23 protein-coding genes and 1 pseudogene are annotated in these 26,659 nt (G+C 59.6%); 8 read left to right on the top strand and 16 right to left on the bottom strand.

Annotated elements, in window-relative coordinates; translation table 11 throughout:
• Positions 1 to 82: pseudogene (locus tag HU765_RS27115) on the bottom strand (DUF2892 domain-containing protein); the annotation flags it as partial.
• 21 nt (positions 83 to 103) lie between these two features.
• Positions 104 to 553 (bottom strand): YcgN family cysteine cluster protein, encoded by a 450-nt coding sequence (locus HU765_RS23350; protein ID WP_064594159.1) that lies wholly within the window; start codon positions 551 to 553, stop codon positions 104 to 106.
• 164 nt (positions 554 to 717) lie between these two features.
• Here HU765_RS23350 and HU765_RS23345 point away from each other — a divergent pair, with 164 nt between their 5' ends.
• The 4 genes from HU765_RS23345 to HU765_RS23330 all read left to right on the top strand — a co-directional run bounded on the left by HU765_RS23345 (position 718) and on the right by HU765_RS23330 (position 5,804).
• On the top strand, positions 718 to 1,311 hold the full coding sequence (locus tag HU765_RS23345; protein ID WP_186623276.1) for a nitroreductase family protein: 594 nt from the start codon (positions 718 to 720) through the stop codon (positions 1,309 to 1,311).
• Between the two features lie 214 nt (positions 1,312 to 1,525).
• A complete protein-coding gene (locus HU765_RS23340) occupies positions 1,526 to 2,917 on the top strand; it encodes a GntP family permease (RefSeq protein WP_186623275.1) in 1,392 nt (463 codons plus the stop codon).
• 7 nt (positions 2,918 to 2,924) lie between these two features.
• Positions 2,925 to 3,698: a 3-hydroxybutyrate dehydrogenase gene (hbdH, locus tag HU765_RS23335; RefSeq protein WP_186623273.1), complete on the top strand. Its 774-nt coding sequence runs from the start codon at positions 2,925 to 2,927 to the stop codon at positions 3,696 to 3,698.
• A gap of 150 nt (positions 3,699 to 3,848) precedes the next feature.
• Positions 3,849 to 5,804, top strand: a complete 1,956-nt coding sequence (locus HU765_RS23330) for an acetoacetate--CoA ligase (RefSeq protein ID WP_186623271.1) — start codon at positions 3,849 to 3,851, stop codon at positions 5,802 to 5,804.
• A gap of 38 nt (positions 5,805 to 5,842) precedes the next feature.
• Here the strand turns inward: HU765_RS23330 and HU765_RS23325 are convergent, their stop codons facing one another.
• Both HU765_RS23325 and HU765_RS23320 read right to left on the bottom strand, forming a co-directional pair.
• Positions 5,843 to 9,610, bottom strand: coding sequence for a hypothetical protein (locus tag HU765_RS23325; RefSeq protein ID WP_186623269.1), 3,768 nt, complete (start codon positions 9,608 to 9,610; stop codon positions 5,843 to 5,845).
• 124 nt (positions 9,611 to 9,734) lie between these two features.
• The gene (locus HU765_RS23320) at positions 9,735 to 10,844 is read right to left on the bottom strand and encodes a PilT/PilU family type 4a pilus ATPase (protein ID WP_186623289.1); all 1,110 of its coding nucleotides are present in this window, start codon (positions 10,842 to 10,844) and stop codon (positions 9,735 to 9,737) included.
• A gap of 129 nt (positions 10,845 to 10,973) precedes the next feature.
• On the opposite strand from HU765_RS23320, the gene HU765_RS23315 reads away from it, so the two are divergent.
• Positions 10,974 to 13,511: a PAS domain S-box protein gene (locus HU765_RS23315; RefSeq protein WP_186623267.1), complete on the top strand. Its 2,538-nt coding sequence runs from the start codon at positions 10,974 to 10,976 to the stop codon at positions 13,509 to 13,511.
• A gap of 53 nt (positions 13,512 to 13,564) precedes the next feature.
• A complete protein-coding gene (locus tag HU765_RS23310) occupies positions 13,565 to 13,840 on the top strand; it encodes a peptidylprolyl isomerase (protein WP_007912322.1) in 276 nt (91 codons plus the stop codon).
• A gap of 312 nt (positions 13,841 to 14,152) precedes the next feature.
• Here the strand turns inward: HU765_RS23310 and HU765_RS23305 are convergent, their stop codons facing one another.
• The 9 genes from HU765_RS23305 to HU765_RS23265 form a co-directional block, all read right to left on the bottom strand.
• Positions 14,153 to 15,085 carry a sugar kinase gene (locus HU765_RS23305; RefSeq protein ID WP_186623265.1) on the bottom strand — a complete coding sequence of 311 codons (933 nt, stop codon included), beginning with the start codon at positions 15,083 to 15,085 and terminating at the stop codon, positions 14,153 to 14,155.
• Positions 15,086 to 15,220: 135 nt separating this feature from the next.
• Positions 15,221 to 16,435, bottom strand: a complete 1,215-nt coding sequence (locus HU765_RS23300; protein ID WP_186623264.1) for an amino acid deaminase — start codon at positions 16,433 to 16,435, stop codon at positions 15,221 to 15,223.
• Positions 16,436 to 16,473: 38 nt separating this feature from the next.
• Entirely contained in the window at positions 16,474 to 17,238 is a 765-nt protein-coding gene (locus HU765_RS23295; RefSeq protein ID WP_186546413.1) for an IclR family transcriptional regulator, read from the bottom strand.
• Positions 17,239 to 17,382: 144 nt separating this feature from the next.
• Positions 17,383 to 17,772 carry a RidA family protein gene (locus HU765_RS23290; RefSeq protein ID WP_186546414.1) on the bottom strand — a complete coding sequence of 130 codons (390 nt, stop codon included), beginning with the start codon at positions 17,770 to 17,772 and terminating at the stop codon, positions 17,383 to 17,385.
• Positions 17,773 to 17,803: 31 nt separating this feature from the next.
• On the bottom strand, positions 17,804 to 18,595 hold the full coding sequence (locus tag HU765_RS23285) for an amino acid ABC transporter ATP-binding protein (RefSeq protein ID WP_186623263.1): 792 nt from the start codon (positions 18,593 to 18,595) through the stop codon (positions 17,804 to 17,806).
• Positions 18,592 to 19,254 carry an amino acid ABC transporter permease gene (locus tag HU765_RS23280; RefSeq protein WP_186623262.1) on the bottom strand — a complete coding sequence of 221 codons (663 nt, stop codon included), beginning with the start codon at positions 19,252 to 19,254 and terminating at the stop codon, positions 18,592 to 18,594. The genes HU765_RS23285 and HU765_RS23280 overlap by 4 nt, the downstream gene beginning before the upstream one ends.
• Before the next feature lie 9 nt (positions 19,255 to 19,263).
• Positions 19,264 to 19,926: an amino acid ABC transporter permease gene (locus HU765_RS23275; protein ID WP_186546417.1), complete on the bottom strand. Its 663-nt coding sequence runs from the start codon at positions 19,924 to 19,926 to the stop codon at positions 19,264 to 19,266.
• A 51-nt stretch (positions 19,927 to 19,977) separates the two neighbouring features.
• Complete coding sequence (locus HU765_RS23270) at positions 19,978 to 20,826, bottom strand: transporter substrate-binding domain-containing protein (protein ID WP_186623261.1); 849 nt, start codon at positions 20,824 to 20,826, stop codon at positions 19,978 to 19,980.
• Positions 20,827 to 21,157: 331 nt separating this feature from the next.
• Positions 21,158 to 21,574 carry a hypothetical protein gene (locus HU765_RS23265; protein ID WP_186623260.1) on the bottom strand — a complete coding sequence of 139 codons (417 nt, stop codon included), beginning with the start codon at positions 21,572 to 21,574 and terminating at the stop codon, positions 21,158 to 21,160.
• Between the two features lie 200 nt (positions 21,575 to 21,774).
• Between HU765_RS23265 and HU765_RS23260 the strand changes: the two genes are divergently transcribed.
• Entirely contained in the window at positions 21,775 to 22,197 is a 423-nt protein-coding gene (locus HU765_RS23260) for a thioredoxin family protein (protein ID WP_186623288.1), read from the top strand.
• Between the two features lie 134 nt (positions 22,198 to 22,331).
• Positions 22,332 to 22,646 carry a hypothetical protein gene (locus HU765_RS23255; RefSeq protein WP_186623259.1) on the top strand — a complete coding sequence of 105 codons (315 nt, stop codon included), beginning with the start codon at positions 22,332 to 22,334 and terminating at the stop codon, positions 22,644 to 22,646.
• 376 nt (positions 22,647 to 23,022) lie between these two features.
• Here HU765_RS23255 and HU765_RS23250 read toward each other — a convergent pair whose 3' ends face one another.
• The 3 genes from HU765_RS23250 to HU765_RS23240 form a co-directional block, all read right to left on the bottom strand.
• Positions 23,023 to 24,582, bottom strand: coding sequence for a TerC family protein (locus HU765_RS23250; RefSeq protein ID WP_186546421.1), 1,560 nt, complete (start codon positions 24,580 to 24,582; stop codon positions 23,023 to 23,025).
• Positions 24,583 to 24,919: 337 nt separating this feature from the next.
• Complete coding sequence (locus HU765_RS23245; RefSeq protein WP_186623258.1) at positions 24,920 to 25,666, bottom strand: VWA domain-containing protein; 747 nt, start codon at positions 25,664 to 25,666, stop codon at positions 24,920 to 24,922.
• Positions 25,585 to 26,592, bottom strand: coding sequence for an AAA family ATPase (locus tag HU765_RS23240; protein ID WP_186623286.1), 1,008 nt, complete (start codon positions 26,590 to 26,592; stop codon positions 25,585 to 25,587). Before HU765_RS23240 ends, HU765_RS23245 begins: the two co-directional genes overlap by 82 nt.
• Between the last annotated feature and the right edge of the window lie 67 nt (positions 26,593 to 26,659).

Genomic DNA, 26,659 nt, shown 5'->3' with positions numbered 1-26,659 from the left:
TTGCCGTTTCGGTGGCCACCTCGGCATTGGTTTTCAGCTTGTTCAGCTCTTCCCCGGCCCGCTCGATTTTCGCTCGCGATAGCGGTTTCCAATCCTGTAACTATTAACCCGCACGAAAAATCAGATGATCTTCCCAGTCATCCTCCGGCACGCTGCCTTCGGCAAGCATGCGTCCGGACTGGGAAATCCGCTCATGGTGCACCGCGTCGCGGTCGCCACACACCAGGTGATGCCATAACGGCAGGTCCTTGCCCTCGCTGACCAGACGGTAACCGCAGGTCGGCGGCAGCCATTTGAATTCTTCAGCCTGCCCCGGGGTGAGCTGGATGCAATCCGGAACAAACTGCATGCGGTTCGGATAATCGCTGCACTGGCAGGTTTTCAGGTCCAGCAGTTTGCAGGCGATGCGCGTGTAATAGACGCTGTTGTCTTCCTCATCCTCAAGTTTTTGCAGGCAGCACAGACCACAGCCGTCGCACAGCGATTCCCATTCCTCGTGGTCGAGTTGATCGAGGGTTTTACGTATCCAGAACGGTTCGACTTTGGCGGCCATGGCTCAAGCATCAACATCAGGTGGTGAAAAGGCCGCCAGTCTAGTGCCAGCGAACGCGGGGGCCAAGCGTTGGCGACTGTCGGTAAATCCGCTTGTCAGCCCCGGCGCCGCCCAGTAGGGTTTTTCGACGAACTTCTTATCCAACCGTTGCAAGGAATCCGTGCATGAGTGCCAACCCTCGCGTTGCCGATTACGCCATTCACCCGCAGTTCACTGACCGCTGGTCGCCACGTGCCTTCACCGGCGAAGCGATCGAGCAAGAGACCCTGCTGAGCTTCTTCGAAGCCGCGCGCTGGGCGCCGTCGGCGTACAACTCGCAACCGTGGCGCTTTCTCTACGCACGTCGCGATACACCGAACTGGGAACGCTATCTAGGTATGCTCAATGAGTTCAACCGCAGCTGGGCGCAGCACGCCTCGGCGCTGGTGATCGTCATTTCCAAAACCACCTTCACCGCACCGGGCGCGACCGAAGAAACCCCGGCACTGTGGAGCACGTTCGATACCGGTTCGGCGTGGGGCCATCTGGCGCTGCAAGCGAGCCTCAGCGGCTGGCACACCCATGGCATGGCCGGTTTCGATCAGGAGTTGACCCGCCAGGAACTGAACATTCCCCAGGAGTACGCCCTGCACGCAATGGTGGCGGTGGGCAAAGTGGGTGACAAGGCAACGCTGGCGGAGTACCTGCAAGCCCGTGAAACGCCCAGCCCGCGTCGTCCGTTGAGCGAACTGGTGGCGGAAGGCGATTTCACCCTCTGAGCCACAATGCAAAGCAAATGTGGGAGCGGGCTTGCTCGCGAAGGCGCCGTTCCAGACAGCACAAGTCTCAAGGAAGAGACAAAAAGCAAAAATCCAGCTTCACAAAACAAACAACGCCTTTATATTCAATAACTTAGCGATATGGCACAGTTCTCGCTAAGCCCTCTCCACACCCGTTCCACCCACAAAAATAACAATTCTGGAGAGACACACCATGAGTGTGATCATTGCCTTGGCAGCCCTGGCGCTGCTGATGCTGGCCGCCTACCGTGGCTACAGCGTTATCCTCTTCGCCCCGATTGCCGCCCTCGGCGCGGTCCTGCTCACCGACCCGTCCGCCGTGGCGCCCGCCTTCACCGGGGTGTTCATGGAAAAAATGGTCGGCTTCATCAAGCTGTACTTTCCGGTGTTCCTGCTCGGTGCGGTGTTCGGCAAGCTGATCGAACTGTCTGGCTTCTCGCGCTCGATCGTCGCCGCCGCCATTCGCGTGCTCGGCACCCGGCAAGCGATGCTGGTGATTGTGCTGGTCTGCGCCGTGCTCACCTACGGTGGCGTCTCGCTGTTTGTGGTGGTGTTTGCGGTGTACCCGTTTGCCGCCGAGATGTTCCGCCAGAGTAATATCCCCAAGCGCCTGATCCCCGCGACCATCGCCCTCGGCGCGTTTTCCTTCACCATGGACGCCCTGCCCGGTACGCCGCAGATCCAGAACATCATCCCCAGCACGTTCTTCAACACCACCGCCTGGGCGGCACCGTGGCTGGGCGTGATCGGCACGATTTTCGTGTTCTGCGCCGGCATGCTGTTTCTGCAACGCCAGCGCAACAAGGCACAACGTGCGGGCGAAGGTTACGGCACCGAGCTGCGCAACGAACCGGAAACCGCTGAAGACCTGCAACTGCCAAATCCGTGGATCGCCCTCTCGCCGTTGCTGGCGGTGGGCATCATGAATCTGCTGTTCACCCAGTGGATTCCGCAGTGGTACGGCAAGACCCACAGCCTCGCGCTGCCGGGCATGAGCGCACCGGTGACCACGGAAATCGCCAAGCTCACCGCCATCTGGGCAGTGCAGGCCGCATTGCTGGTCGGCATCCTCATGGTGCTTGCGTTCGGCTTCAAGGCGATTCGCGCCAAACTCGCCGAGGGCAGCAAAAGTGCGGTCAGCGGCGCATTGCTGGCGGCGATGAACACCGCGTCCGAATACGGTTTCGGCGCGGTGATCGCCTCGCTGCCAGGCTTTCTGGTGTTGGCCGACTGGCTCAAGCAAATTCCCGATCCGCTGGTCAACGAAGCGATTACTGTGACGCTGCTGGCCGGCATCACCGGCTCGGCGTCGGGCGGCATGAGCATTGCGCTGGCAGCGATGTCCGAGCAGTTCATCAGCGCGGCCCACGCAGCCAATATTCCGCTGGAAGTGCTGCACCGCGTGGCCGCGATGGCCAGTGGCGGCATGGACACCCTGCCGCACAACGGCGCGGTGATTACCCTGCTGGCGGTGACCGGCCTGACACACCGCGAAGCCTATAAAGACATTTTCTGTATTACGCTGATCAAGACCCTCGCGGTTTTCGTTGTGATCGGCACCTTCTACGCCACTGGCATTGTGTGAGGTATTCATGACCCTTCTTTCGGGCAAGACCGCATTGGTTACCGGCTCCACCAGCGGCATCGGCCTGGGCATCGCCCTGAGCCTGGCCAAGGCCGGCGCCAACCTGATCCTCAATGGCTTTGGCGATGCGTCGAAAGTGATCGCCGAGGTCGGCCAGTACGGCGGCAAGGTCGGTCATCATCCGGCGGATGTGAGTGATCCGGCGCAGATCGCCGACATGGTTGCCTACGCTGAACGCGACTTTGGCGGCGTCGATATTCTGGTCAATAACGCCGGCATTCAACATGTCGCGCCGGTGGAAGAGTTCCCGATCGAGCGCTGGGACTCGATCATCGCGATCAACCTGTCTTCGGTGTTTCACAGCACCCGGCTGAGCCTGCCGGGGATGCGCGCCAAAGGCTGGGGCCGGGTCATCAACATCGCGTCCGTGCACGGTCAGGTCGGTTCGACCGGCAAAGCCGCCTACGTGGCCGCCAAACACGGAGTGATCGGCCTGACCAAAGTGGTTGGCCTGGAAACGGCGACCAGCAATGTCACCTGCAATGCCATTTGCCCGGGCTGGGTGCTGACGCCGCTGGTGCAAAAACAGATCGATGATCGCGCGGCCAAAGGTGTCGATCCGCAGCAGGCGCAGCATGACCTGCTGGCCGAGAAGCAGCCGTCGCTGGAGTTCGTCACGCCTGATCATCTGGGCGAGCTGGTGTTGTTCCTGTGCAGCGAGGCTGGCTGCCAGGTGCGCGGGGCGGCGTGGAATATTGACGGTGGGTGGCTCGCGCAGTAACCGCGCCCCCCTGTAGGAGTGAGCCTGCTCGCGAAAGCGGTTTGCCAGGCACCGTCGCGGCGACTGACACAACGCATTCGGCGGAACGCCGCCCGGAACAGGCTCACTTCCACAAAGAGCAATGCGTAATCTGATAAAAAGAGGCAACCCATGTCCGACATCCTCTGGCAACCCGATGCCAACCGTATCGCCCGTTCGCGCATGGACGCGTTCCGGCGCTTTATCAATCAGCGTCATTCGTTGCACCTTGCCGACTACCCTGCCCTGCATCAATGGAGCATCGATCAGCGCGAAGCGTTCTGGCAGGCGATCGTCGATTTCTTTGCTATTCACTTTCATACGCAAGCCGACGCCGTGCTGCGCGAAGGCGCCCACATGCCCAGCGCCGAATGGTTTCCCGGCGCAACACTGAATTTTGCCGAGCATTTGCTGCGTCGTCGCGACGATGCCGTCGCCGTGGTCGCGGTTGCGGAAAGCGGTCAACGCGAACAGTTGACCTGGGATGAACTGGCCCGCCAGGTCGGCGGGTTCCAGGCCAGTCTGCAAGCGGCCGGCGTCGGTCTCGGCGACCGGGTGGCGGCGTGCATGCCCAACACTTGGCAGACGCTGGTGGCAATGCTTGCAACCACCAGCCTCGGCGCGATCTGGTCGTGCTCGTCGCCGGACTTCGGCACCCAAGGGGTGATTGATCGCTTCGGCCAGATCAAGCCCAAGGTGCTGATCACCTGCGCAGGGGTTCGCTATGCCGGCAAGGACATCGACCAGACGAGCAAGCTCAATGAAATCCTCGCGCGACTGCCTTCGCTGCAACAATTGATCGTCGTGCCTTATGCGCGGCCGCAGGCCCGCAGCGACGACTATCGCACGTCGGCCAACGTCACGTTGTGGGACGATTTTTATCAGCCCGGCGCAATCCCCCACTTCGTCCCGGTGCCGTTCGCGCATCCGCTTTACGTGCTGTACTCCAGCGGCACCACGGGCGTGCCCAAATGCATCGTCCACAGCACCGGCGGCGTGTTGTTGCAGCACGTCAAGGAACACGGTTTGCACGTCGATCTCAGTGCCGGTGACCGCTTGTTCTACTACACCACCTGCGGCTGGATGATGTGGAACTGGCTGGTCTCGGCCCTCGCGGTCGGCAGCGCCGTGGTGCTGTATGACGGTTCGCCGTTTCACCCAGGGCCGGAACGTTTGCTTGAACTGCTCGAAGATGAGCGCATCAGCGTATTCGGCACCAGTCCGAAATACCTCGCGACGCTGGAAAGCAGCGGCGTCAAACCGCGACAAAGCCATGACCTGAGCAGCCTGAAAACCCTGCTCTGCACCGGCTCGGCGTTGTCGCCACAGAGCTATGACTTCGTCTATCGCGACGTCAAGGCCGACGTCTGCCTGGCCTCGATGTCCGGCGGTACCGACATCGTTTCCTGCTTCGTCAATGGCAACCCGCTGTCGCCGGTAAGGCGCGGCGCGATCATGGGCAAAAGCCTGGGAATGGCGGTTGAAGTATGGAACGACGCCGGTCAGCCGGTGATCGGCGAAAAAGGCGAGCTGGTGTGTACCCGGCATTTCCCGGCGATCCCCATCGGCCTGTGGAATGATGCTGATGGAGAAAAACTGCGCAAATCCTATTTCAGTCTGTTTCCCGGCGTCTGGGCGCAAGGCGATTACGCCGAGCAATTGCCCGACGGCGCGATGATGATTCACGGCCGCTCCGACGCGGTGCTCAATCCCGGTGGCGTGCGCATCGGCACGGCGGAGATCTATCGACAGGTGGAAAAAATCAGCGAGGTGCTGGACTGTGTGGCTATCGGTCAGCAATGGCAGGATGACGTTCGGGTGGTGTTGTTTGTGCGCCTCAAGGACGGTGTGGCACTGGATGAAACGCTGCAACAGCGGATCTGCCAGATGATTCGCGCCAACACCACCCCAAGGCATGTGCCGGCGAAAATCGTCGAGGTCACGGATATACCGCGCACCCTCAGCGGCAAAATCGTCGAGCTGGCCGTGAGGAATATAGTGCATGGGGAGCCGGTAAAAAATACCGACGCCCTGGCCAATCCCGAAGCGCTCGAGCAGTTTCAGGATCGGCCGGAGTTGGCGGTTTGACCGGTCAAGGGGCAGGCGTCAACTCAACACCGGAGTCATCACACCGGTTTGTTCAACGTGATGAGCACTGGCTCGACAATGGCCTTGCCACCACTGGCACCCAGGGCACTGGTAATGACTGCCATGTTGCGGTCAAAGCCGGCTTTGTCAGTGCAAAGCTGGCTCAGCAACGAGGTCGCCACCGCCAGGGAATCGGCATTGGCAAACGCTTTGGACGGCGCGTGACAGACCGTGCTGTCCTGCGCGACCGGCAGGCAGCCCGCGGCAATATTGAGCAGCGCAGCGACATCGAGTCGCTGCCCGGTTTCAGCATCGCTCAGCGCATCGGTGGCATAGCCGATATCATCGGTTTGCGCGCTGGCATGAAACAGCTCATGGATCAGGTCATCGGCGACCACGTCATGGTTGAAGCCCAGGCTGACAAAGTGTCTGTTAAGGTTTTTTGTATAGACTTCGACGAAGGCTATATCAGCCCCTTCGCTGGCCCGCGCGCTTTTCCAGCGCGCATAACCGTCCACGTCAAATGCTGCGATCGTGCTGTTTTCCTTGAGGGTATCGAGCAGAATGTTACTCAAGGAAAAACCTGCGAAATCGAAACGGATCAAGCGTAGGTAGTTTACCAGTCGATCAATGGCGACCGATGAGGTATCGCCGAACAACGTTTTCATCAACAGATCGCAATCGCGCTTGATGTCATGCCGAGCGATGGCCTCGATCGCGTTATCGATTTTCACTCGGGCACGAGGCAGACTCTGCTCGATGAACTTGCGCGTATAGCTCTCTGGCAAGGTCTTTGGCATGTTAGGCAAACGCAGCGCAGCGTTATAGGAAAAGCCATCCAGCGGTTTGCCCCACGGGTTGCCACGACGATTCAAGGCGTACCATTTGTTGTCTCGGCGAGCGGCCAGCACAGCAACGGCGTCGCTCGCCGAGCCGCGTGGGCGCCAGCTACCGAGCCCCACTTGCGCGCCGCCGACGCTATCGATCAAATCATAGGACTGCCGGCGCCCAGTGAGCGTGTGCAATTGTCTGTTCGCCTTGGCGATAATGTCGTGGGTGTTTTTGTTGAACCGCAGCAGACCTTTGTGCGCCAGTTTTGCGCCGGATTGTAGACCCGAAGGTACGCCGTCGAGCGGATTGAACAAAGAAATTGCCGACGTGAAGGCCAGTTTGGTGAATCGCGCAGCTTTCGATGTCGTGGATATGGCCTTGGCCGAAACACTCAACGCTTTCGAACTGGCCCCAGCCACCGTTCCCACCAGTCCGATACCATCCATCAAACAGCCGTAGATCCCATCGACCACCTTGTTATGCTCACCGGACGCAATGTCCTCGATGCACTTTTTGAACGGCACCACCAGGTCGATGAAATAGGTGAGTAATCGCTCGCCTTCCTCCTGAGACTCCTCAAGCGGCGTTGGGATACGGACCAGCTCGCGCAGCTCCTGAGCATTGAGGAACGGTCGATACCTGACAATGAAATCGGCGATACGGGCAACCTCCGGAGCGTTGAACCGTGCATAAAATCCTTGCCTGAGCGCCGTCGCAGCAGCGGGCTCTTCCAGTGCGCCAAAATAATCGATGATCCCCATACTGCTGGAGACCGCGGAATCTTGGGCAACTGCATGAGTATGGCACTTCACGTTCAGTGGCAGTTCTTGCAGATGAGTCACTTCAAATTGAGTGGTCAGACTGGCAGCACGGCTCATTCTCGAACGTTGTTCGAGTTTGCGCTCGCGGATGATCAACGCACCCAAGGCATCGTTCTTGCGCAATTCCCCTCGGGATGTGAACAGCTCATAACAAATAAAGGCATTGTTGTAAGACGTGCACATCACCAAGCCAAACCGCCCGGTGGCAGCATCCCGGCTCTGTTGTGTTTCCTTGTCAAAGTCAATATTGAGCGGGCCGTGAATGAGAAGCCTGGTGGTGTAAATCGCCGATTCACGCACGGTGAAAAAGTCGATCCGGCCATTTATGAAGGCTTGTAAATCCGCTGAAGGCATTTGGGCCAGCGCGAGTTTCACCGTCGACGACATGGCACTGTTGAGATCCTTGAAATGCACCGCCAACTGCCGATCCATTTCGTCGTCACAGGATTTGAGTTTCAGTAGCGCTGGATAGCGTGTGTAAAGGCTGATACCCGACGGGTTGTAATTGATCGCCGGACGGGCTATTCCGTTGGTGACCAGGCGAACCGTGCGCCTGTCCCACTTGCCGGTGACGAGGTCACCTGATTGATGCAGGTCCACCATGGACATGACCTGTTGCCCGCCGCTCTCGGACAATGCTTTTTCGTCCAGCGTATCGCAGCCTGGCGCGGCGACTTTCAACGCTGCGCGGGCGATGCCTGCACGGCTGGGCAGCGCGGTCGAAAAGGCCCGGGCGATCTGGGTGAATTTTTCGGTGTGCTGTTCGAAGGCCTCAATTGCCCGTCGTGTGGTCGATTCCTCTGCCTGATCAAGCTCACCCGGGGTGACGACCTGATTGAGCAGCGCCCAATCGACAATCGGGTCAATCATTGCCAGATCGCGCAAATGCTTTTGCGAGTCACTGACCGGCTGCAAATCGGCATAAGCCATTATCTGCGAGTAGGTCAAGACGCGTGCTGCGCCGGTTTTCACCGCCTCGACCAGCACCACGGCGCGACAGAAGTTGATCCATGCGATCGATCCCATGAGAACAGACGCCGGGATGTCCCTGACGATAAACTCTGGCGCCGTGCGCGCGAGCAACAGGTGGGTGGCCAAAGGAACTAAACGGGCATCCACCTTCAGTCGGGTTCGTAGAAACGTCGTCAGTTCCTCGAGTACAACCGAAGGATGCCGGTCAACATAAGTGGCTGCATACAACTCGAACCCAGCGATCTTCCTGCGTTGACAAAAGTTTTCGATGGCCGGATCCAGATCGAGCAACAGCGCCGTCAACAACAGCTGTGGAAGAACCTGTTCGCCAATAGGTTCGCCCGCTTGGCCACCGAGCCACCCCAGTTCTTTCAAATACTTTTCAGCCAGTATGCAGGCAACCGGGTAGTTGACATATTCGTTGATTCGCTGGGCTGCGTTCTCATGCGATACCGGCGCATTACCCGTAACGTTATACAGCGCCGTCAGGAGACTTTTCCCCGGAAGAAGTTTGGCGGTCGCTTGGCCAATGGCTGAAAACTGTTCCTCGGACAGCGTGGCCAGCTTTTGACCGCTCGCTGCAAAATGTTCCCAATAATTGGCCGGCTCCTTGACCGCAGGATCAAACTTTAACAACTCGAGCAAGTTGCTGATTTTTGCGGGTGTGTCAGGGATATCTATCTCGTGAAACTTGAACCACTGATCCATCGTAATGTCCAGATCAGCCCATATATACCCGCGCGCCGCCTCGGCGAAATCAGCGATCAGCTTCAGATCATCCACCGTCGAGCGACTGTATTTAAAATGACCCGCAGCGACCAGATCAACCCAGCCGGCGGTGCCATACACTTCCATTTTGCCGTCAGCGGACACCCGCACAAGGCCGTTATGCTGACTGGCGCGCTCCTGGGAAAGTGCGCTGTTGACCGGACTGCTTTCAAGTAATTGATTGAGCAGGCGCATGCCGGGGTTATAAATTTCGTACAGTGACGAACCTTCCTGCAACTCCAGTTCGTGGGCATACCAGTTGACGACTTCATCAGCAGAATACTGACTCACAGCCTGCTCCAACTGCGCAATCATCAGCTGCCGCTCAGCGGCATCGGCTGCAGTTCTTAGTTTAAAACTGGCAACTACGACATGGTCCGACCAGATCACTTTATTTCTTTCTGCAAAACTCATTAAACAACCTCATCAATCGGTTACGCTGACCATTCAGCTTGATGACGTTGTACGACCGCAATACTTTATACTCCACACTTAAAATATTAAATGCTATTACTGCCAGCAAACTAATGATTGATTTTCAATCCATCAAACCCCACTCCCCCGCCTTCGGCTCATCGGGGTTTTTTATTTCCGTGGCGAACTTTATGCGCAACTTTAGATTATTCACCGAGTCGGCATGTTTTAACGCTTCCTCTTCACTGATGTCACCCTGTGACACCAAGGTGAACAAAGCGCCATCAAAGGTTTGCATACCAAGCTCCGCGGACTTTTCCATCATCGATTTGAGCTCTCCGAACTCACCTCGCCGAACCAGATCGGCGATGGTCGGCGTGCCCAGCAGCACCTCGACAGCCGCCCTTCTCTGACCGTCGAGGGTGCGCACCAGTCGCTGCGAGATAAAGGCTTTCAAGTTATTACCCAAGGCGTGCAACAGCTGCGGACGACGTTCTTCGGGAAACAGATTGATGATCCGGTCCAGCGCCTGATTGGCGTTGTTGGCGTGCAGCGTCGATAACACCAGGTGGCCGGTTTCCGCGAAGGCCAAGGCATGTTCCATGGTTTCGCGGTCACGGATCTCGCCGATCAGGACTACATCCGGCGCTTGGCGCAGGGTGTTTTTCAACGCGGCGTGAAAACTGCGAGTATCGACGCCGACCTCACGCTGATTGACGATCGAGAGTTGATGCCGATGGATGTACTCGATCGGATCTTCAATCGTCACAATGTGCCCGGCGCTGTGACGGTTACGGTGATCGATCAATGCCGCCAGCGAGGTCGATTTACCCGAATCGGTGGCGCCGACGAACAGGATCAGGCCCTGCTTGAGCATGACGGTTTCACGCAGTACCGGGGGCAACTTGAGGTCTTCGAAGCGTGGAATATCAAGCTTCACGTTGCGAATCACGATGGATACGTCGTTGCGTTGCTTGAACACGTTGACCCGAAAGCGGCCAATACCGGCCAGCGAAATGGCCAGGTTCATTTCCAGCTCACGGTCGAACACCTGGCGCTGCTCGGCATCCATCAGGGCGTTGGCAATGGCTGCCACTTCACCGGGTTTGAACGGCTGCTCGCTCAACGCTGTCAATACGCCTTGAAACCGCGCACTGGGTGGCGCTCCCGTGGACAGGAACAGGTCCGAGCCATGCTGGTTGGCCAGCCGTGTTAACAGCACATCGATTTCCATGGTCAAATTCACCCACCGGCTTGAATATTCAGACATGGCCCGCTGCTGTGGCGCAGCGGTACATTGAGCGTCTACCCTCTCGAAGAATAGTAGACGCCGCCTCACCGAACGACGCTCAGGATCGACGCAATGAACGCTGTACCCGGCAACGACGACGCCCAGACTCTGATCGCGCGCACCGACTGGAGCAACACCGCACTGGGTGCCGCCAGTCAGTGGCCGCAGAGCCTGCGCACCGCGGTGGACATCGTGATTCACTCGCCAATGCCGATGCTGTTGTTGTGGGGACCGCAGCTCACGCAGATCTACAACGACGGCTTCGCCATGCTGGCCGGCAGCAAGCACCCGCATGCTTTCGGACAACCGGCACACCAGATGTGGCCGGAACTCAGAGCCTTTACCGACCCGGTCTACAGCGCCGTCCTGCAAGGTCAGGTGCGTACCTACAGCGAACGCCGCTTCACCCTGCAGCGCGATGGCCAGGAATCCGACGTCTGGCTGGATCTGACCTACAGCCCGATCCGGGATGAAACAGCGCTAGTGGCGGGCATCCTCGTCACCGCCATTGAAACCAATGAACGCCGACGCATTGCCCTGGAGTTGCAGCAGCGCTCCGAAGAAAGCCTCAAGGCTCAGCACGAGTCCGAAGAGCGCCTGCAGCTGGCCCTGGCCGCCACCGACGCAGTCGGCACCTGGGACTGGAACATTGCTGAAGACCGGTTTATCGCCGACGCGCATTTCGCCCAATTGCACGGTGTCGATCCGGCCCTGGCCAGCCAGTTGCCGATCAGCGATTACCTGCAAGGCGTCCATCCGGAAGACCGGGCGATGGTCGCGCGCGGCATCAAGCACTGCATCACCCACGGCACCGAATACGCCGAGGAGTATCGCCTGCTGCAACCCGATGGCGAGTTGCGCTGGGCGTTTGCCCGCGGCCGCTGCTACAAGGATGACCATGGCCGGCCGACGCGCTTTCTCGGCGCGGCGCTGGACCTGACCGAGCGCAAACACACCGAGCAGGCCTTGCGCCAGAGCCAGACCGAGCTGCAACTGATCATTAACGCCATGCCGATCCTGATCAGTTACGTCGACCGCGAAGAACGTTTTCGCCTCAACAACGCCGCTTACCTGGACTGGTACGGTCTGACACCGCAAGAACTCTATGGCCGTACGATCCGCGAAGTAATCGGCGAAGAAGCCTACTTTCTGCGCGCGCCGTACATCGCCGAGGCGCTCGCCGGCCGGTCCTGTTCATTCAGCCTCTACACAACGCACCGTGACGGCAGCAACCGCCATGCCTTGATGAACTACCTGCCGCGCCACGGCGCCGATGGTGCGGTCAATGGGTTCTACATCTTTGTGATCGATGAAACCGAACGCAAGAAAACCGAAGAAGCCCTGCGCAACCTCAACGAAACCCTGGAAGAGCGCGTCAGCGCCCGCACCGAACAATTGGCCCAGGCCAACCAGCGCCTGCAGAACGAGATGTTCGAGCGTGAGCGCGCCGAGGACGCCTTGCGCCACGCGCAAAAAATGGAAGCGGTCGGCCAGCTCACCGGCGGCATCGCCCATGACTTCAACAACATGCTCACGGGGATCATCGGCAGCCTCGACCTGATGCAGCGCTACATTGCCGACGGTCGCGCCAATGAGATCGGACGGTTCACCGAAGCCGCCGTGTCCTCCGCCAACCGTGCCGCAGCCTTGACTCATCGTCTGCTGGCCTTTTCCCGTCGCCAGTCGCTGGATCGCAAGACCCTGGACGTCAACGAACTGATTCACTCGCTGGAAGATCTGATTCGCCGGACCAAGGGCGATCCGATCGAACTTAAATTGCGCCTGGCCGACAGTGTATGGCCGGTCAGCACCGACGTCAGTCAACTGGAAAACGCCCTGCTCAATCTGGTGATCAACGCGCGCGATGCGATGCCCAACGGGGGCGAGTTGCTGATCGAGACCGCCAACGTCTACCTCGACGGCAACGACATCACCACGCTTGAGCCGGTCAAGGCCGGCGACTATCTGATGCTGGCGGTCAGCGACAACGGCACCGGGATGACCCCCTCCGTACGCGCCAAGGCCTTCGACCCGTTCTTCACCACCAAGCCCATCGGCCAGGGCACAGGGCTCGGGCTGTCGATGATCTACGGTTTTGCCCAGCAATCGGGCGGCCATGTCAGCCTCGACAGCTTGCCCGACCAAGGCACCTGTGTGCGCCTGTACTTACCGCGCCTGTACCTGCAAATGCCGGAGCAGGCACCTGTCGAGACGATCACTGCGCCTTGCACGGCGACGTCCGGGGAAACCGTCGTGGTGGTCGAAGACGATCCGGCCGTGCGCATGTTGGTGCTGGATTTGCTCAAGCAACTGGGTTACCGGGCGTACGAAGCGGTCGACGCCACCGCTGCGCTGGCGCTGCTGGACACCATTGCCCAAGTGGACCTGCTGGTCACCGATGTAGGTTTGCCGGGCATGAACGGTCGACAGCTGGCGGAAATCGCGCGGCAGCAGCGCCCTGGCCTGAAAGTATTGTTCATGACCGGTTATGCGCAGATCGCCGCGGAACGCCAGGGCTTTCTCGAAGAGGGCATGGACATGGTCGCCAAACCCTTTGCGCTGGAACGCCTGGCGAGCAAGATCCGCACGATGATCAACCCGACGGCGTGACTTGAGGCATAATCCCGCGCCCCGCCGTCACCCCGTTATCAGGTACTGCCACGATGAAAGCTCAAGCCCGCCACATTCTGGTGAAAACCGCCGAAGAGGCCGAACAACTCAAGCAACGCATTGCCAAGGGCGAAGCGTTCGACGTACTGGCGAAGAAATTTTCCACCTGCCCGTCCGGCAAACGCGGCGGCGATCTGGGCGAGGTACGCCCGGGACAGATGGTGGGCGCGATCGACGCGGTGATTTTCAAAAAACCGCTGCGCACGGTGCATGGACCGATCAAGAGCAAGTTTGGTTATCACCTGGTGCAGGTGTTTTACCGGGATTGACTGGTTGGCTTTCGGGCCTCTTCGCGAGCAAGCCCGCTCCCACAAGGGTTTTGTGGGTTGCCTGGAATCTGAGTAGACCCGAAATCTTGTGGGTTGCCGCGAATCTGAATGCCACCGGAAGTCTTGTGGGAGTGGGCTTGCTCACGAAGGCGTCAGGTCAGGCAATTTTTCTGTGGCTGACACTCCGCTTTCGCGAGCAAGCCCGCTCCCACAAGGGGTTTTGTGGGTTGCCTGGAAATTGAGTAACACCCGCAACCCTGTGGGAGCGGGCTTGCCCGCGAACCGATTGCGCAGCAAGCGGCCATGCACTGTTTACTGGGGGATCAGCGCGCCATGTACTTGAATCACCCGACTGGCCAGTTCATGTCCCGCTTGCGCCGCCTCCGCCGGGTTGCCGCCGAGCAAACGACTGGCCAGATACGCCGCACTGAACGAATCCCCCGCTGCCGTAGTGTCGACAACTTTGGCAACTTTTTGCGCCGGCACTTCAAACGCTTCGCCCTCACATTGAATCAAACACGCCTCGGCGCCACGCTTGAGTACCACCTCCGGCGTGCCGATCTGCGCGTAAGCCTCGAACAGTGCCGCGCAATCGCTGAACCCGAACAGCGCCTGCTCGTCGTCCACCGTCAGTAACGCAAGATCGATATGAGGCAAGACGCTGCGATAGGCCGCGCGCGCCTCTTCGGGTGAGGCCCACAAACGTGGACGATAGTTGTTGTCGAAGACGATCCGCGCATCGCGCTGCCGGGCTTCGATCAGCACCTGGATCAGCCGCTCCCGGCCCTGGGCGCCAAGCACGGCCAAGGTGATGCCGCTGAAATACAGCACGTCGTAATCCGGCAACGCGGCCAGAATCGGTTCGGCGGCAGGCGTGGTGAAGCAATCGCGTACCGCCGCTTCATTGCGCCAATAGAGGAAGCGGCGCTCGCCGCTGGCGTCAGTCTGGATGCAGTACAGGCCGGGCAAACGACCCGGCAGGCGCTGCACTTGTTGGAGGCCGATGCCTTCCTCGACCCACTGCCGGCACATGGCGTCGCTGAAGCTGTCGTCGCCCAGCGCAGTCACGTAGTCGACCTGCGCCTTGTCGCCCATGGCGCGGGACAGGTAGACCGCCGTGTTCAAGGTGTCGCCACCGAAGCTTTGCTGCAGGCTGCCGTCGGCGCGCTGCTGCAACTCGATCATGCATTCACCGATCAGGGCGATGCGTGGGGTGTTCGGGCCCAGGGGGCTTAAGGTGTTCATTCTTGGTGGTGTCTCTGTTGATTCAATGGTGTCAGGGCGGACGCCTTCGCGAGCAGGCTCGCTCCTACATTTGAAATGCGTTTTCTGTCGGAGCGAGCCTGCTCGCGAATAGCCGCCGCGACGCAATCTCAGGCTTTAGAAACAAGTCTCCATGCGCTCGACCACCGACAACTGCTCATCCACCAACAAGCCCACCCGCCATTTGTCGAAGGTCAGGCACGGGTGGGACGTTCCGAAGGAGATGATGTCACCCACGCGCAATTCCACCCCCGGCGCGATCGTCATGAACGCGTGCTGGTCCATCACTGCCGTGACCTTGCACGCACCGATGTCATCGCCCATTGCAGGTACAACACCCGCCTTGTAGCGCAGCAACGGCACCGGCAAACCGGCATCGAATGCCACGTCACGCTTGCCCAGGGCAATCACGGCAAAACCCGGCTCCGGCAACGATTGCACATGGGCCCAGACCTCCAGCGCCGGGCGCAAACCCTCGTGCAGATCGCTACGCCGATCGAGCACGCAGCACTGCGCTTCTTTGTAGATGCCGTGGTCGTGTGCCACGTAACTGCCCGGGCGCAACACGCTGAGGAAGCGTCCGCTGGCGTTCTGCTCTTCGAAGGATTCAGCGATCAAGTCGTACCACGCCGAGCCCGACGCGGTGATGATCGGCTTGGCGATGGCGAAAGCGCCGCTGTCCTGCAACTGCACGGCAAGACGCACCAGCGAGGCAGCAAACGCACGGATTCCGCTGACAGCCTGATCGCCATGGATCACCCCTTCGTAACCTTCAATGCCGGTCAGTGCCAGCGCCGGTTGTGCGTCGATAGCTTTTGCCAGCTCAATGACTTCCTGCTCGCTGCGGCAACCGCAACGCCCGCCGACCACGCCGTACTCGATCATCACGTTGAGCCTGACCCCACGCGAAGCGAAATACGCGCCAAGGTCGGCGACGTTGTCCGGGTGATCGACCATGCAATAGAAATCGAAGTCCGCATCGGCCAGCAGGTCGGCAATCAGAGCCATGTTTGGTGTACCGACCAGCTGATTGGCCATCAACACGCGGCGCACGCCATGGGCGTAAGCGGCGCGGGTCTGGGTGGCGCTGGCGAGGGTAATGCCCCACGCACCGGCGTCGAGCTGACGCTTGAACAGCGCCGGCGTCATGCTGGTTTTGCCGTGGGGCGCCAGTTGCGCGCCGCTGCCACTGACAAACGTCTGCATCCAGCGAATATTGTGCTCCAGCGCATCGCGGTGCAGCACCAGCGCGGGCAGGCTGACGTCACGCGTCAACTGCGCGCCGATGGCGGCGTCACCTTTTTCTACTGCAGAGTTGATGGCAGTGGTCATGGTCGAATCCTCACAGTCGCGGCCGCAGGCAGCCGCGGTTATTCGTTGATACGCCGGGCGAGGCTATTGGCGCTGTCAATCAGCACCCGGCGATAGTCGTTGTAATTGTTCTTCGCATCGGCGCGCGGGGCGACGATGCACAGGGTGCAGATGGCCACGCCCTGCGCATCTTTGACGGGCGCGGCGAAGCAATGGGTGAAGGTGTCGGCAACACTGTCGAAGGAGAAAAAGCCATCGCTGCCGGCCTGACGGATCTCCGCCAGAAAACGTTCCAGCGGCAAGCGCTCGCCGTCGGGCAGGATGTAATCGTCCTCATCGATCAGGTCGATGATCTGCTGATCGCTCAAATGCGCCAGCAGCAAACGGCCCGACGCCGTCCACGGAATCGGCGCGTTTTCGCCAATGTCGGAAGAGATGCGAAAATGCCGCTCGCCCTCCTTCATCAACGCCACCGTGTATTTGCGACCGTTAAGCAGACACATCTGCGCGGTTTCGCGGGTCTGGCTGACGATCTCCTGCAAGGCATGATCGGCCTCACGGCTAAGGTCGAAATGACGCAAATGCGCCTGCCCCAGGAAGTACAACTGCCGGCCCAGATAGACATGGCCGTCCTTGCCCACCGGCTCGAGAATCCGCCGCTCCAGCAACGAGGCGACCAGTTCGTAGACCGTGGATTTCGGGCTGCCGATGCCGTTGGCGATGTCGTTGGGGCGCAAGGGCTGGCCGATTTCCTTGAGAAAATCGAGGATATCGAACGCCCGGTCCAGACCGCGTGCCCGGCGTTTGATGGTGTCTTCGGTCATTTCTTCAGTTCCCAATAAAAGTGCCGGGAGTTTACCGAGAGTCCCGTGTCGACAGTTAGACCACCATCGCGAGCAGGCTCACTCTTACAGTTGAAATGCGTTCTCCTGTAGGAGTGAGCCTGCTCGCGATAGCGTCACCTCCGTTCACATCTTCTTTTTGTAGGCAATGCAGTCGATCTCAACCTTGCAATCGACCATCATGCTCGCCTGCACACAGGCCCGCGCCGGGGCGTGTTCGGGTTTGAAATACTCGGCGAACACCTTGTTGAAGCTGGAAAAATCCCGCGGATCGTCCAGCCACACCCCGGCACGCACGACATCTTCCAGGCCATAACCGGCCTCTTCGAGAATCGCGATCAGGTTCTTCATGGTCTGGTGGGTCTGTTCGACGATACCGCCAACGATGATCTCGCCATCCACTGCGGGCACCTGACCGGACACGTGCAGCCAGCCATCTGCTTCAACAGCGCGGGCGAATGGACGAGGCTGGCCGCCGGCGGCAGTGCTGCCGGTGCCGTAACGCGTAATGCTCATGGGTATTTCTCCTGATTGCAAAAGTGCAGATTCAAAACCGCGTGCTTTTGAGAAACTCAGCCAGACGCGGCGATTGCGGGCGTTCAAACAGTTCCTTGGGAGGCCCCTGCTCTTCGATTCGCCCCTGATTCATGAAAACGATCTTGTCCGAGACCTCGAACGCAAAACGCATCTCGTGGGTGACCAGCAACATGGTCATGCCGTCTTCGGCCAGACCCTTGATGACGTTGAGTACTTCGCCGACCAGTTCCGGATCCAGGGCCGACGTGACTTCGTCGAACAGCATCAGACTCGGGTTCATCGCGATCGCCCGGGCAATCGCCACGCGCTGTTGCTGACCGCCGGACAACTGACCGGGAAAGTGATTGCGCCGTTCCAGCAGGCCCACCCGTTCCAGCCATTTTTCCGCGAGCACGACAGCTTCGTCCTTGTGCATTTTCTTCACCTTGAGCAGGCCCAGGGTGACGTTCTGCAACGCCGTCAGGTGCGGGAATAGATTGAATTGCTGAAAAGCCATCCCGGTCATGGCGCGATGGCGGGCGATGACTTTCTCCGCATGACGCACGCGTTTGCCGTTGACCTCGTCATAACCGATGGACTCGCCATCGAGCAGGATCTGCCCGCCCTGGAATTCTTCGAGCATGTTCACGCAGCGCAGCAGCGTGGTCTTGCCCGAACCGCTGGAGCCGATCAGCGTGACGACGTTACCGCGCTGCATACTCAGGTCGACGCCCTTGAGCACTTCCACCGCGCCGTACTGTTTGTGCAGGCCGCGGATATCCAGCAACGCCTGATGCTGTGGGGAAACTTGAGCTTGAGTCATGGCAGGGCCACCCGCTTTTCAATGTGCCGGCCGAGTAATTCGATGCCGTAGTTGATGACGAAGAACAGAAATCCGGCGAACAGGTAGAACTCCAGGGTCATGAAGTTCCGTGCGATGACCTGTTGGCTGCTGAGCAACAACTCAGCGACACCGATCACCGAGAGCAAGGTCGAGGCCTTGACGATTTCGGTGGATGAGTTGACCCAGGTCGGCAGAATTTGCCGCAATGCCTGGGGCAACAGGACGTAGCCGAGGGACTGGTAGAAAGTCAGACCGATGGCCTGGCTCGCTTCCATCTGCCCGCGCGGCAAGGCTTGCAACGCGCCACGAACAATTTCCGCAACGTGCGAGCCGCAGAACAGCGTCAAGCCCAGCGCACCGGCCTGAAACGCACCGATCTGCCAGCCCAGCGCCGGGGCCATATAGAAACAAGCCAGCACCAGCACAAACACCGGTGTGCCGCGAATCAGATCAACGTAAACGCGAAACGGCGCGCGCATCCAGAACTTACCGTAAGTCAGCACCAGGCCGGCGACCACACCGAGCATCGTGCCGAGCACAATGGCCAGCGCCGAAACCTGCACACTGGTCACAAAGCCCTGCCACAGCGGCTCGCGCGCCACCCATAATTCATGCAACCAACTGGGAGATTCGTACATCGCAGCCTCCTATCGGCGGATCGCCAGACGCTGCTCGAGAAAACGCAGCGCCATGGCAATGAGGTAACAGGCCGCGACATACAACGCAGTGGTCACCAGCCAGGTTTCGATCACCCGGTAGCTCTCGACGTTGATCTTGCGCGCGTAGTAGGTCAGCTCCGGCACCGCAATCGCGGCGGCCAGCGAGGTGTCCTTGAACAGCGAGATGAAGTTGTTCGACAGCGCCGGCAGAACATTGCGCAGCATCACCGGCACGGTGATGTAGGCCTTGACCTGCCATTCACCGAGTCCAATGGCCAGCCCCGCTTCGCGCTGTCCCTTGGGAATGCTCAGCAAGCCGCCACGGAACACTTCGGTCAGGTACGCCCCGGCGTATAACGACAGCGTGATGATGAACGAAGGAATCTTGTCCAGCCGGATACCCAGACCTGGCAAGGCGAAGTAGATCAACAGAATCAACACCAGAATCGGCGTGTTACGAATCACCGTGACGTACACCGAGGCCAGCACCCGCAAGGCGCGATGCTTCGACAGCAAGGCAAACGCCATCAGCAGGCCGATCACGCAACCGATGGCGATCGACAACAGTGCCAGTTGCAGGCCCAGACCGAGCCCCGCCAGCAAGGTGTCGAAATCGCGCCACACGGCGGCAAAGTTCAACTGATAATTCATGGTCAGCAGTACCTTGAGCGGGGCGATGTGACTCGCCCCACTCTCACGGGATCATTTGAATTCGACAGGGAAACCGATGGCAGGCGACGGCAGATCGACGCCAAACCATTGCTTGAAGGACGCCGCGTAAGCCGGGAACTCAACGCCGGTCATGGCCTCATGCAGCGCGGTGTTGACGAAGTTCAGCCAATCCTGATCGCCTCGTTTGACGGCGCAGGCGTAGGTCTGCGGACTCCACGCGTAAGTCGGGCTACGGTAGCGGCCAGGGTTCTGCACCATCAGGTATTTGACCGACGACTGATCAGTGGCGGCGGCATCGGCGCGGCCAGAGTTCACTGCCTGGTACATCAGATCGACGCTGTCGTACTGATCGACCTTGGCTTTGGGCAGTGCCTGGTGCACCAGTTCTTCGGCGTATACGTTCTGCAGCACCGCAACGGTAACGTCATCGCCCGCCGCTTGCAGGTCTTCGATTTCCTTGTACTTGCTGTTGTTCGGCAACAGCAGACCAACACCTTCGCGGTAGTACGGCAGCGTGAAGGCGACTTGCTGTGCGCGGCTGGCAGTGACGGTGATGAACTGGCAACTCATGTCGACCTTGTCGGTCAGCAGATTGGGAATGCGCGCATCGGACGACTGCACCACAAACTCGACTTTGCTCGGGTCGTTGAACAACCCTTTTGCCACCATCCTGGCGATGTCGATATCAAAACCCTGCAACTTGCCGTCCGTGCCCTGAAAGTGCCACGGCGCATTGGTGCTGCCAGTGCCGACGATCAATTTGCCACGGGCCAGAACACTGTCGAGCTTGCTGTCGGCGGCCTGGGCCAGGCCCATGACCGAGGAAGCAGCGGCAAGTACGAAAACACACGCTTTGAACAACGAAGGACGGTGATGCATGGCGAGCACTCCAGGTGGTGGTTATTCCGCTATACCGGAACACGGTTTGTTACTACGGAATACACAGCAGAAAGTGTGCCATAGCATCAGTTGGGCGTCTCGAGAAAATAATGGGCTTTTAAATCAGGTATATACGGAAAACGGGGATTGCCGTGAGTGATGAGGCTTGGGCAAGCCTGCGCTACATTTGGCTACATCGCGGGGTCTTGGTGACACATTAAGTGCACGCATCAAACATCGAGCAAGGCCGGTGCGGATTGATCAGGTGGCTTCGCCGGCAAACCCGAGCGTTCCGGCGAAGTGTTCATCGAAGTGGTTTTTCCACTGGTTTTTAGTTATTGGCTGCAAGGCTCAACGTGACGTTGCGATACTTACCACCGGTCAGCTTCCCAACAAGTCCCAAGGTAAAAATATCCTTTCCGTTCGAATCTACGTCGGTGACTGTGAAAGATAGCGCGTAGGGCGAATAATCATCCCCGCCCCGGACAGCTATTTGCTGACGGTAACCTGACAATTCCAGCGCCAGATTTACGTAGCTACCAGTGGTATCGGGAAAAAGCCCCTCAAAGGCCAAGCGATATTTACCGACTTCCAGCAGCACGCTCTGATCTACCGATGCGTCGTTCTGCACCTGGCAATAACCATCACGGATCTCGGCGGATGCGCCTGTACCTGGAGGCAGATAGATTCTCCAATGCGTTTCGCCCTGAGAAAAGTCACCGTTGAGAATTAAGTTTTCTGCGCTCATCTCTGTAACTCCTGTACTGAGTTGACGCCTCCATGCCTCACTGCGGATCAATGTGCTTTGGAAGCGAGCTATTGATTCAATACTCAAAAATGCTTTCGCACACCTGTCAACTCTGACAGTAGACGCGCTTGACGCTTCGCTTGTACCGTCATCAGGTTCCTCGGATGAACACTGAAAAAAAGGAGATGACAGTGAGCACGATGACGTCCTGTTCCAACCTGGCACCGATTTATCGCAAAGCCCTGAAAACCTGGCGCCCGGTCATCTTCTATTTCGCCAACGAACACTGCCCCGCCTGCGAATGGGCCGGGCCGATCTTTCGGCAGATTGCCGAGCCTTACCGACTGCGCGCCAATATCTACATGCTCAACACCAGCCAGTCACCCAGGCACCCGCGCGTGACAGGCACACCTACGGTGCTGCTCTACAAGGACGGCAGGTTGGTCAAAACGCTCAAAGGCATCGGCACCGAGGAAACCCTCGCCAGGGATTTCGCCTGGCACGTCGGCAAGACCAAGGCCCCGGCGGCGCCACGCAAACGCAGGCATGACCTGGTTTGGTTGCGTCAGACGCTTCGTGCCTTGCGCACCGTCTCGCGCTCGCGTCACCGGGTTTTGCGCTGACCTGCGCGCCGGAACACCGCCCGAGCGGGATTGGACAAGCCGTTATCTGCCTGCTTTGCTGTTGAGCGAATACGTTGCGCTCCCGCCCTCACGTTCGGGTGGTTGCCAGGATTGGCGCAGACAGCAGGAAGAGCATGTTCGAGACCATTGAAGCGCAAGCGTTGAAGCAAACCGCCTCGACCGAGTTGAGAGCGGAATTTCTTCAACGTGAGTTCGAGCGACTCAAACCGTTCAGCCTGTTGATTTACGCGGTCAGCATTTTCATGTGGCTGCTGTTTGATCTGATCGTGAGCTTTCTTGGCGGCCAGGGCTTCACATGGCGCTCGGTGGTGTTTCTCGCCGGTTTTGCGCTATTGACGGCGATTCTCGCGTTTACGCGCAAGGTCAGCCATTTCGATGTGCTGACCCTGCTGCTGGTCCTTGGTCTGACAGTTGGGGTGATTCGTTGAATCAGGCCCTGGTCAAGGCGGATGCAGCGCTGTATGAGTCAAAGCATACGGGGAAGGATCGCTTTACATTCCAGTAGCAAACGCAGCGTTCGAACGGATTCGCCGCCTGACACGCCCCTTCGTGAGCAAGCCCACTCCCACAGGGTTTCGCGGCATGACCAGGATTCAAGGCAATCCACAAAACCCATGTAGGAGTGAGCCTGCTCGCGAAAGCGGTCAGTCAGCTACAAATGAATTACCTGACCCGCCGCCTTCGTGAGCAAGCTCACTCCCACAGGGCCTGGGGCGTTCGCGGGACTCAAGGCAACCCACAAAACCCATTGTAGGAGTGAGCCTGCTCGCGAAGCGCTGGGTCATGGACAAATCCACTCAGACCTCAAGCAGCGTCACGCTCCAGCAATACTCGCGTCACCCGCCGTTCTTCAACCGCTTTGACGGTCAGTTGCCAGCCTTCGTACTCGAGTCTGTCGCCGGTCATGGGCAAACGATCCAGCAGACTCATCACCAACCCGGCCATGGTTTGATAGTCCTCGGTCGGCTCGGCGCCGAAGCCGGTGCGTTGGCGCACGCGGGCCAAGGGCAGCGCGCCGCTGACGAGGAACCCGCCGCGTTCTTCGACCACGTCCGGACCTTCGATTTCGCTGGCATCGGGTAATTCGCCGGCAATCGATTCGAGGATATCGGTCATGGTCAGCACGCCGACAAAATCACCGAACTCGTTGACCACAAAAGCAATGTGGGTCGAGGCCGCGCGCATCTGCTCCAGAGCATTGAGAATCGAGTAGCTGTCGAGCAGGTTGATGGTCTTGCGCGCCAAGTGTTCGAGGTTCGGCTCGTTACCGGCCAGGTATTCCTTGAGCAGTTCCTTCTTGTGCACAAAACCCAACGGCTCGTCCACGGCGCCGTCACGAATCAACGGCAGCCGCGAGTAGGACGAATGCATCAGCTTCGTGCGAATCGCCTCGGCATCAGCAGCCAGATCAATCGCATCGACGTCGGCGCGCACGGTCATCAGGTTGCGAATCGGCCGTTCGGCCAGTTGCAACACGCCGCTGATCATCACCCGTTCGCGGCGGTCGAACAGCTCGGCCACCGGCGCCTCACCGTTGTCGAGCAGGTCGGAGATTTCCTCGCCGACCTCCTCCACCGCCAGCTTGCGACCACCGAGCAAGCGCATCACCGCGTGCGCGGTGCGCTCACGCAGCGGACGCATGCCCTGCATCGAACGCTTGCGCCGCGCCCGGGCGATCTGGTTGAACACTTCGATCAGAATCGAAAAACCGATGGCGGCATACAGATAGCCTTTCGGGATGTGGAAGCCCAGGCCTTCGGCCGTCAGGGCAAAACCGATCATCATCAAAAAGCCCAGGCACAGCATGATCACCGTCGGGTGCGCATTGACGAAACGGGTCAGCGGCTTGCTGGCAACGATCATCAGGCCAATGGAGACGATCACCGCGATCATCATCACCGCCAGCTCGTCGACCATGCCCACCGCGGTGATCACGGCGTCGAGCGAGAACACGGCGTCGAGCACCACGATCTGCGCCACGATCGGCCAGAACAGCGCATAAGCGGTGTTGCTCGAACGCTCGCCGACATGACCTTCAAGGCGTTCGTGCAATTCCATGGTGGCCTTGAACAACAGAAACACACCGCCGAACAGCATGATCAGGTCGCGGCCGGAGAAGCTCTTGTCGAACACCTCGAACAACGGCTGCGTGAGCGTGACCAGCCAGGAAATGCTCGCCAGCAGGCCCAGGCGCATGATCAGCGCCAGTGACAGGCCGATAATGCGCGCGCGGTCACGCTGATGCGGCGGCAGTTTGTCTGCCAGAATTGCGATGAACACCAGGTTGTCGATACCCAGCACCAGTTCCAGCACGATCAGAGTCAACAAGCCCAGCCAGGCCGTGGGATCCGCTAACCATTCCATAAAACGTCTCGATCTCTCTTCAGTGAATTCAGAATGCCAGACACGGCAAAGCGCAACGCGAAGGCTCAAGAGCCGCGTTATCAACCATAGTCGGGGGTCGGAAAACCGGATGCTGCGAATGGATCAAGACCGCGCGAAGGCGCGCTGAAGAGTGCTGACTGGGAGGCTCCGAGAGGGTGTTCATGCAAATCCTGAATGAAAAATGGCCTTGGAGCGTACAAGCTCAAGGCACATTTTCCCCAGCGGCAAATCATTTCAAAATCTGTATAAGCAGTGGAAGTCGAGAATGTTCAGTGAGCAGGCTCGCTCCCACGGGGTTTAAGCGGCGCGGGGGTTATCAGGGTAAATCCAGCTCATCGATATGCTGATATTGCGCTTGCAGCGCGGTTGCCAGATCCTGCGCCCGGCCCAGGCGAATCGGCCCACGTTCGATGTCGATCAGCAATCCCGGGCACGCCAGTACAGGCAATCCCGACAGCGCTTTCAAGCGGCCATCGGTCACGATCAGGCAACGCTGCAGTTCGGCGGGAAAGCGCTTGCGCCGCATCGCCAGCCATTGCTGCGCCTGCCCCAACGCCGCGAGCAACGGCGTGCCGCCGCCGGCGCCCAGGCCGTCGAGCCAGACGCGCAAGCCACTGGAGGCTTTCAGGCCTTGCACTTGCCATTTCGGTGTCGCACCACTGGCGGTCAACAAGGCCAGCCGCGCCCGCTGCCGATAGGCATCGTCGAACAATTGCGCGAGCAAGCCTTTGGCGTCGTTCAAGGCCTGATGGCGACGGGTCGAAGCCGAGGCGTCGACAATCACCAGCCACAGCTCCTGCGCCGAACGGGTCCGCATGTGCAGCAGCAGATCGTCGCGCGTCTGCGGTCGCCCGTTGAGCAGTGTGCCCGGCCAGTTGACCCGGCCGCTCACAGCAGCATGACGTTTACCCTGGCGGCCGTTGCTCAGCCGACCGGCGCGGGGTCTGGCATCCGCCCCCACGTCGGATCGGGGGCGAATGCCTAGGGCTTTTTTGCCGGTGGCCAGCTCGGCACTTCGCGGCGCGCTCCGGTGGCCAGTGCGGGCGCCGGCATGTCGCCCCATAGCCCCTGCCCTTCGCTCGGCGCGGCGGGCGTTTCGGCCGGTGACGGTGCCGGTGGCTGAGGACTCGACGCCGCGTGCTCGCGACGCCGATGGCGCAGGGCGAACTCGGCGACGGCGTCGATATCGTCCGCGCCTATGACGTCAGCCCCACGCCATGCTGCGTGCGCGCGCGCAGCGCGCAACCACACCAGATCGGCGCGCAAGCCATCGACGCCAGCGGCGAAACAGCGCTCGGTAATCAGCGCCAATGCCGCATCGTCCAGAGGTATGTCTGTCAACCGCTTGCGGGCGGTTTCGCAGCGCGCGCGCAAGGCTTGTTGTTCGCTTTCCCACTGCGCGCAGAACGCTTGCGGATCGTGATCGAAATCCAGCCGGCGGCGGATGATCTGGCCACGCTCGGTGGGCGCCGTGTGGCCACTGAGCGCAACGTTCAAGCCGAAACGGTCCAGCAGTTGTGGGCGTAGTTCGCCCTCTTCCGGGTTCATCGTGCCGATCAGCATGAACTTCGCCGAATGCCGATGGGAGATGCCGTCACGCTCGATCAGGTTGGTGCCGCTGGCGGCGACGTCGAGCAGCAGGTCGACCAAGTGATCGGGCAGCAGGTTGACCTCATCAACGTACAACACGCCGCCGTCAGCCTTGGCCAGCACGCCGGGGGAAAACTGCGCTCGGCCCTCGCTCAAAGCGGCGTCGAGGTCGAGGGTGCCGACCAGGCGCTCTTCGGTTGCGCCCAGCGGCAAGGTGACGAACTGCCCGCTGGCCAGCAGATCGGCCAGACCCCGGGCCAGCGTCGACTTGGCCATGCCGCGCGGTCCCTCGATCAACACACCGCCGATTTTTGGATCGATGGCAGTCAGACACAGGGCGAGTTTCAGCTCATCGGCACCGACCACGGCGGACAGGGGGAAATGCGGGATGTCGGTCATTGTCATTACTCGGTCATGGTCGGTGAATTGCTTCAACTGTAGGAGCGAGCCTGCTCGCGATGGCGGT

The sequence above is a fragment of the Pseudomonas sp. SWRI81 genome, assembly GCF_014268545.1.
Taxonomy (GTDB): Bacteria; Pseudomonadota; Gammaproteobacteria; order Pseudomonadales; family Pseudomonadaceae; genus Aquipseudomonas; species Aquipseudomonas hamedanensis.
This window is presented reverse-complemented; position numbering and strand designations above follow the sequence as displayed.

Bases quoted from the DNA above. Each gene is read 5' to 3' on its own strand.
- HU765_RS23350 (WP_064594159.1), bottom strand. From the start codon at position 553: ATGGCCGCCAAAGTCGAACCGTTCTGGATACGTAAAACCCTCGATCAA.
- HU765_RS23345 (WP_186623276.1), top strand. From the start codon at position 718: ATGAGTGCCAACCCTCGCGTTGCCGATTACGCCATTCACCCGCAGTTC.
- HU765_RS23340 (WP_186623275.1), top strand. From the start codon at position 1,526: ATGAGTGTGATCATTGCCTTGGCAGCCCTGGCGCTGCTGATGCTGGCC.
- hbdH (WP_186623273.1), top strand. From the start codon at position 2,925: ATGACCCTTCTTTCGGGCAAGACCGCATTGGTTACCGGCTCCACCAGC.
- HU765_RS23330 (WP_186623271.1), top strand. From the start codon at position 3,849: ATGTCCGACATCCTCTGGCAACCCGATGCCAACCGTATCGCCCGTTCG.
- HU765_RS23325 (WP_186623269.1), bottom strand. From the start codon at position 9,610: ATGAGTTTTGCAGAAAGAAATAAAGTGATCTGGTCGGACCATGTCGTA.
- HU765_RS23320 (WP_186623289.1), bottom strand. From the start codon at position 10,844: ATGGAAATCGATGTGCTGTTAACACGGCTGGCCAACCAGCATGGCTCG.
- HU765_RS23315 (WP_186623267.1), top strand. From the start codon at position 10,974: ATGAACGCTGTACCCGGCAACGACGACGCCCAGACTCTGATCGCGCGC.
- HU765_RS23310 (WP_007912322.1), top strand. From the start codon at position 13,565: ATGAAAGCTCAAGCCCGCCACATTCTGGTGAAAACCGCCGAAGAGGCC.
- HU765_RS23305 (WP_186623265.1), bottom strand. From the start codon at position 15,085: ATGAACACCTTAAGCCCCCTGGGCCCGAACACCCCACGCATCGCCCTG.
- HU765_RS23300 (WP_186623264.1), bottom strand. From the start codon at position 16,435: ATGACCACTGCCATCAACTCTGCAGTAGAAAAAGGTGACGCCGCCATC.
- HU765_RS23295 (WP_186546413.1), bottom strand. From the start codon at position 17,238: ATGACCGAAGACACCATCAAACGCCGGGCACGCGGTCTGGACCGGGCG.
- HU765_RS23290 (WP_186546414.1), bottom strand. From the start codon at position 17,772: ATGAGCATTACGCGTTACGGCACCGGCAGCACTGCCGCCGGCGGCCAG.
- HU765_RS23285 (WP_186623263.1), bottom strand. From the start codon at position 18,595: ATGACTCAAGCTCAAGTTTCCCCACAGCATCAGGCGTTGCTGGATATC.
- HU765_RS23280 (WP_186623262.1), bottom strand. From the start codon at position 19,254: ATGTACGAATCTCCCAGTTGGTTGCATGAATTATGGGTGGCGCGCGAG.
- HU765_RS23275 (WP_186546417.1), bottom strand. From the start codon at position 19,926: ATGAATTATCAGTTGAACTTTGCCGCCGTGTGGCGCGATTTCGACACC.
- HU765_RS23270 (WP_186623261.1), bottom strand. From the start codon at position 20,826: ATGCATCACCGTCCTTCGTTGTTCAAAGCGTGTGTTTTCGTACTTGCC.
- HU765_RS23265 (WP_186623260.1), bottom strand. From the start codon at position 21,574: ATGAGCGCAGAAAACTTAATTCTCAACGGTGACTTTTCTCAGGGCGAA.
- HU765_RS23260 (WP_186623288.1), top strand. From the start codon at position 21,775: ATGACGTCCTGTTCCAACCTGGCACCGATTTATCGCAAAGCCCTGAAA.
- HU765_RS23255 (WP_186623259.1), top strand. From the start codon at position 22,332: ATGTTCGAGACCATTGAAGCGCAAGCGTTGAAGCAAACCGCCTCGACC.
- HU765_RS23250 (WP_186546421.1), bottom strand. From the start codon at position 24,582: ATGGAATGGTTAGCGGATCCCACGGCCTGGCTGGGCTTGTTGACTCTG.
- HU765_RS23245 (WP_186623258.1), bottom strand. From the start codon at position 25,666: ATGGGGCGACATGCCGGCGCCCGCACTGGCCACCGGAGCGCGCCGCGA.
- HU765_RS23240 (WP_186623286.1), bottom strand. From the start codon at position 26,592: ATGACCGACATCCCGCATTTCCCCCTGTCCGCCGTGGTCGGTGCCGAT.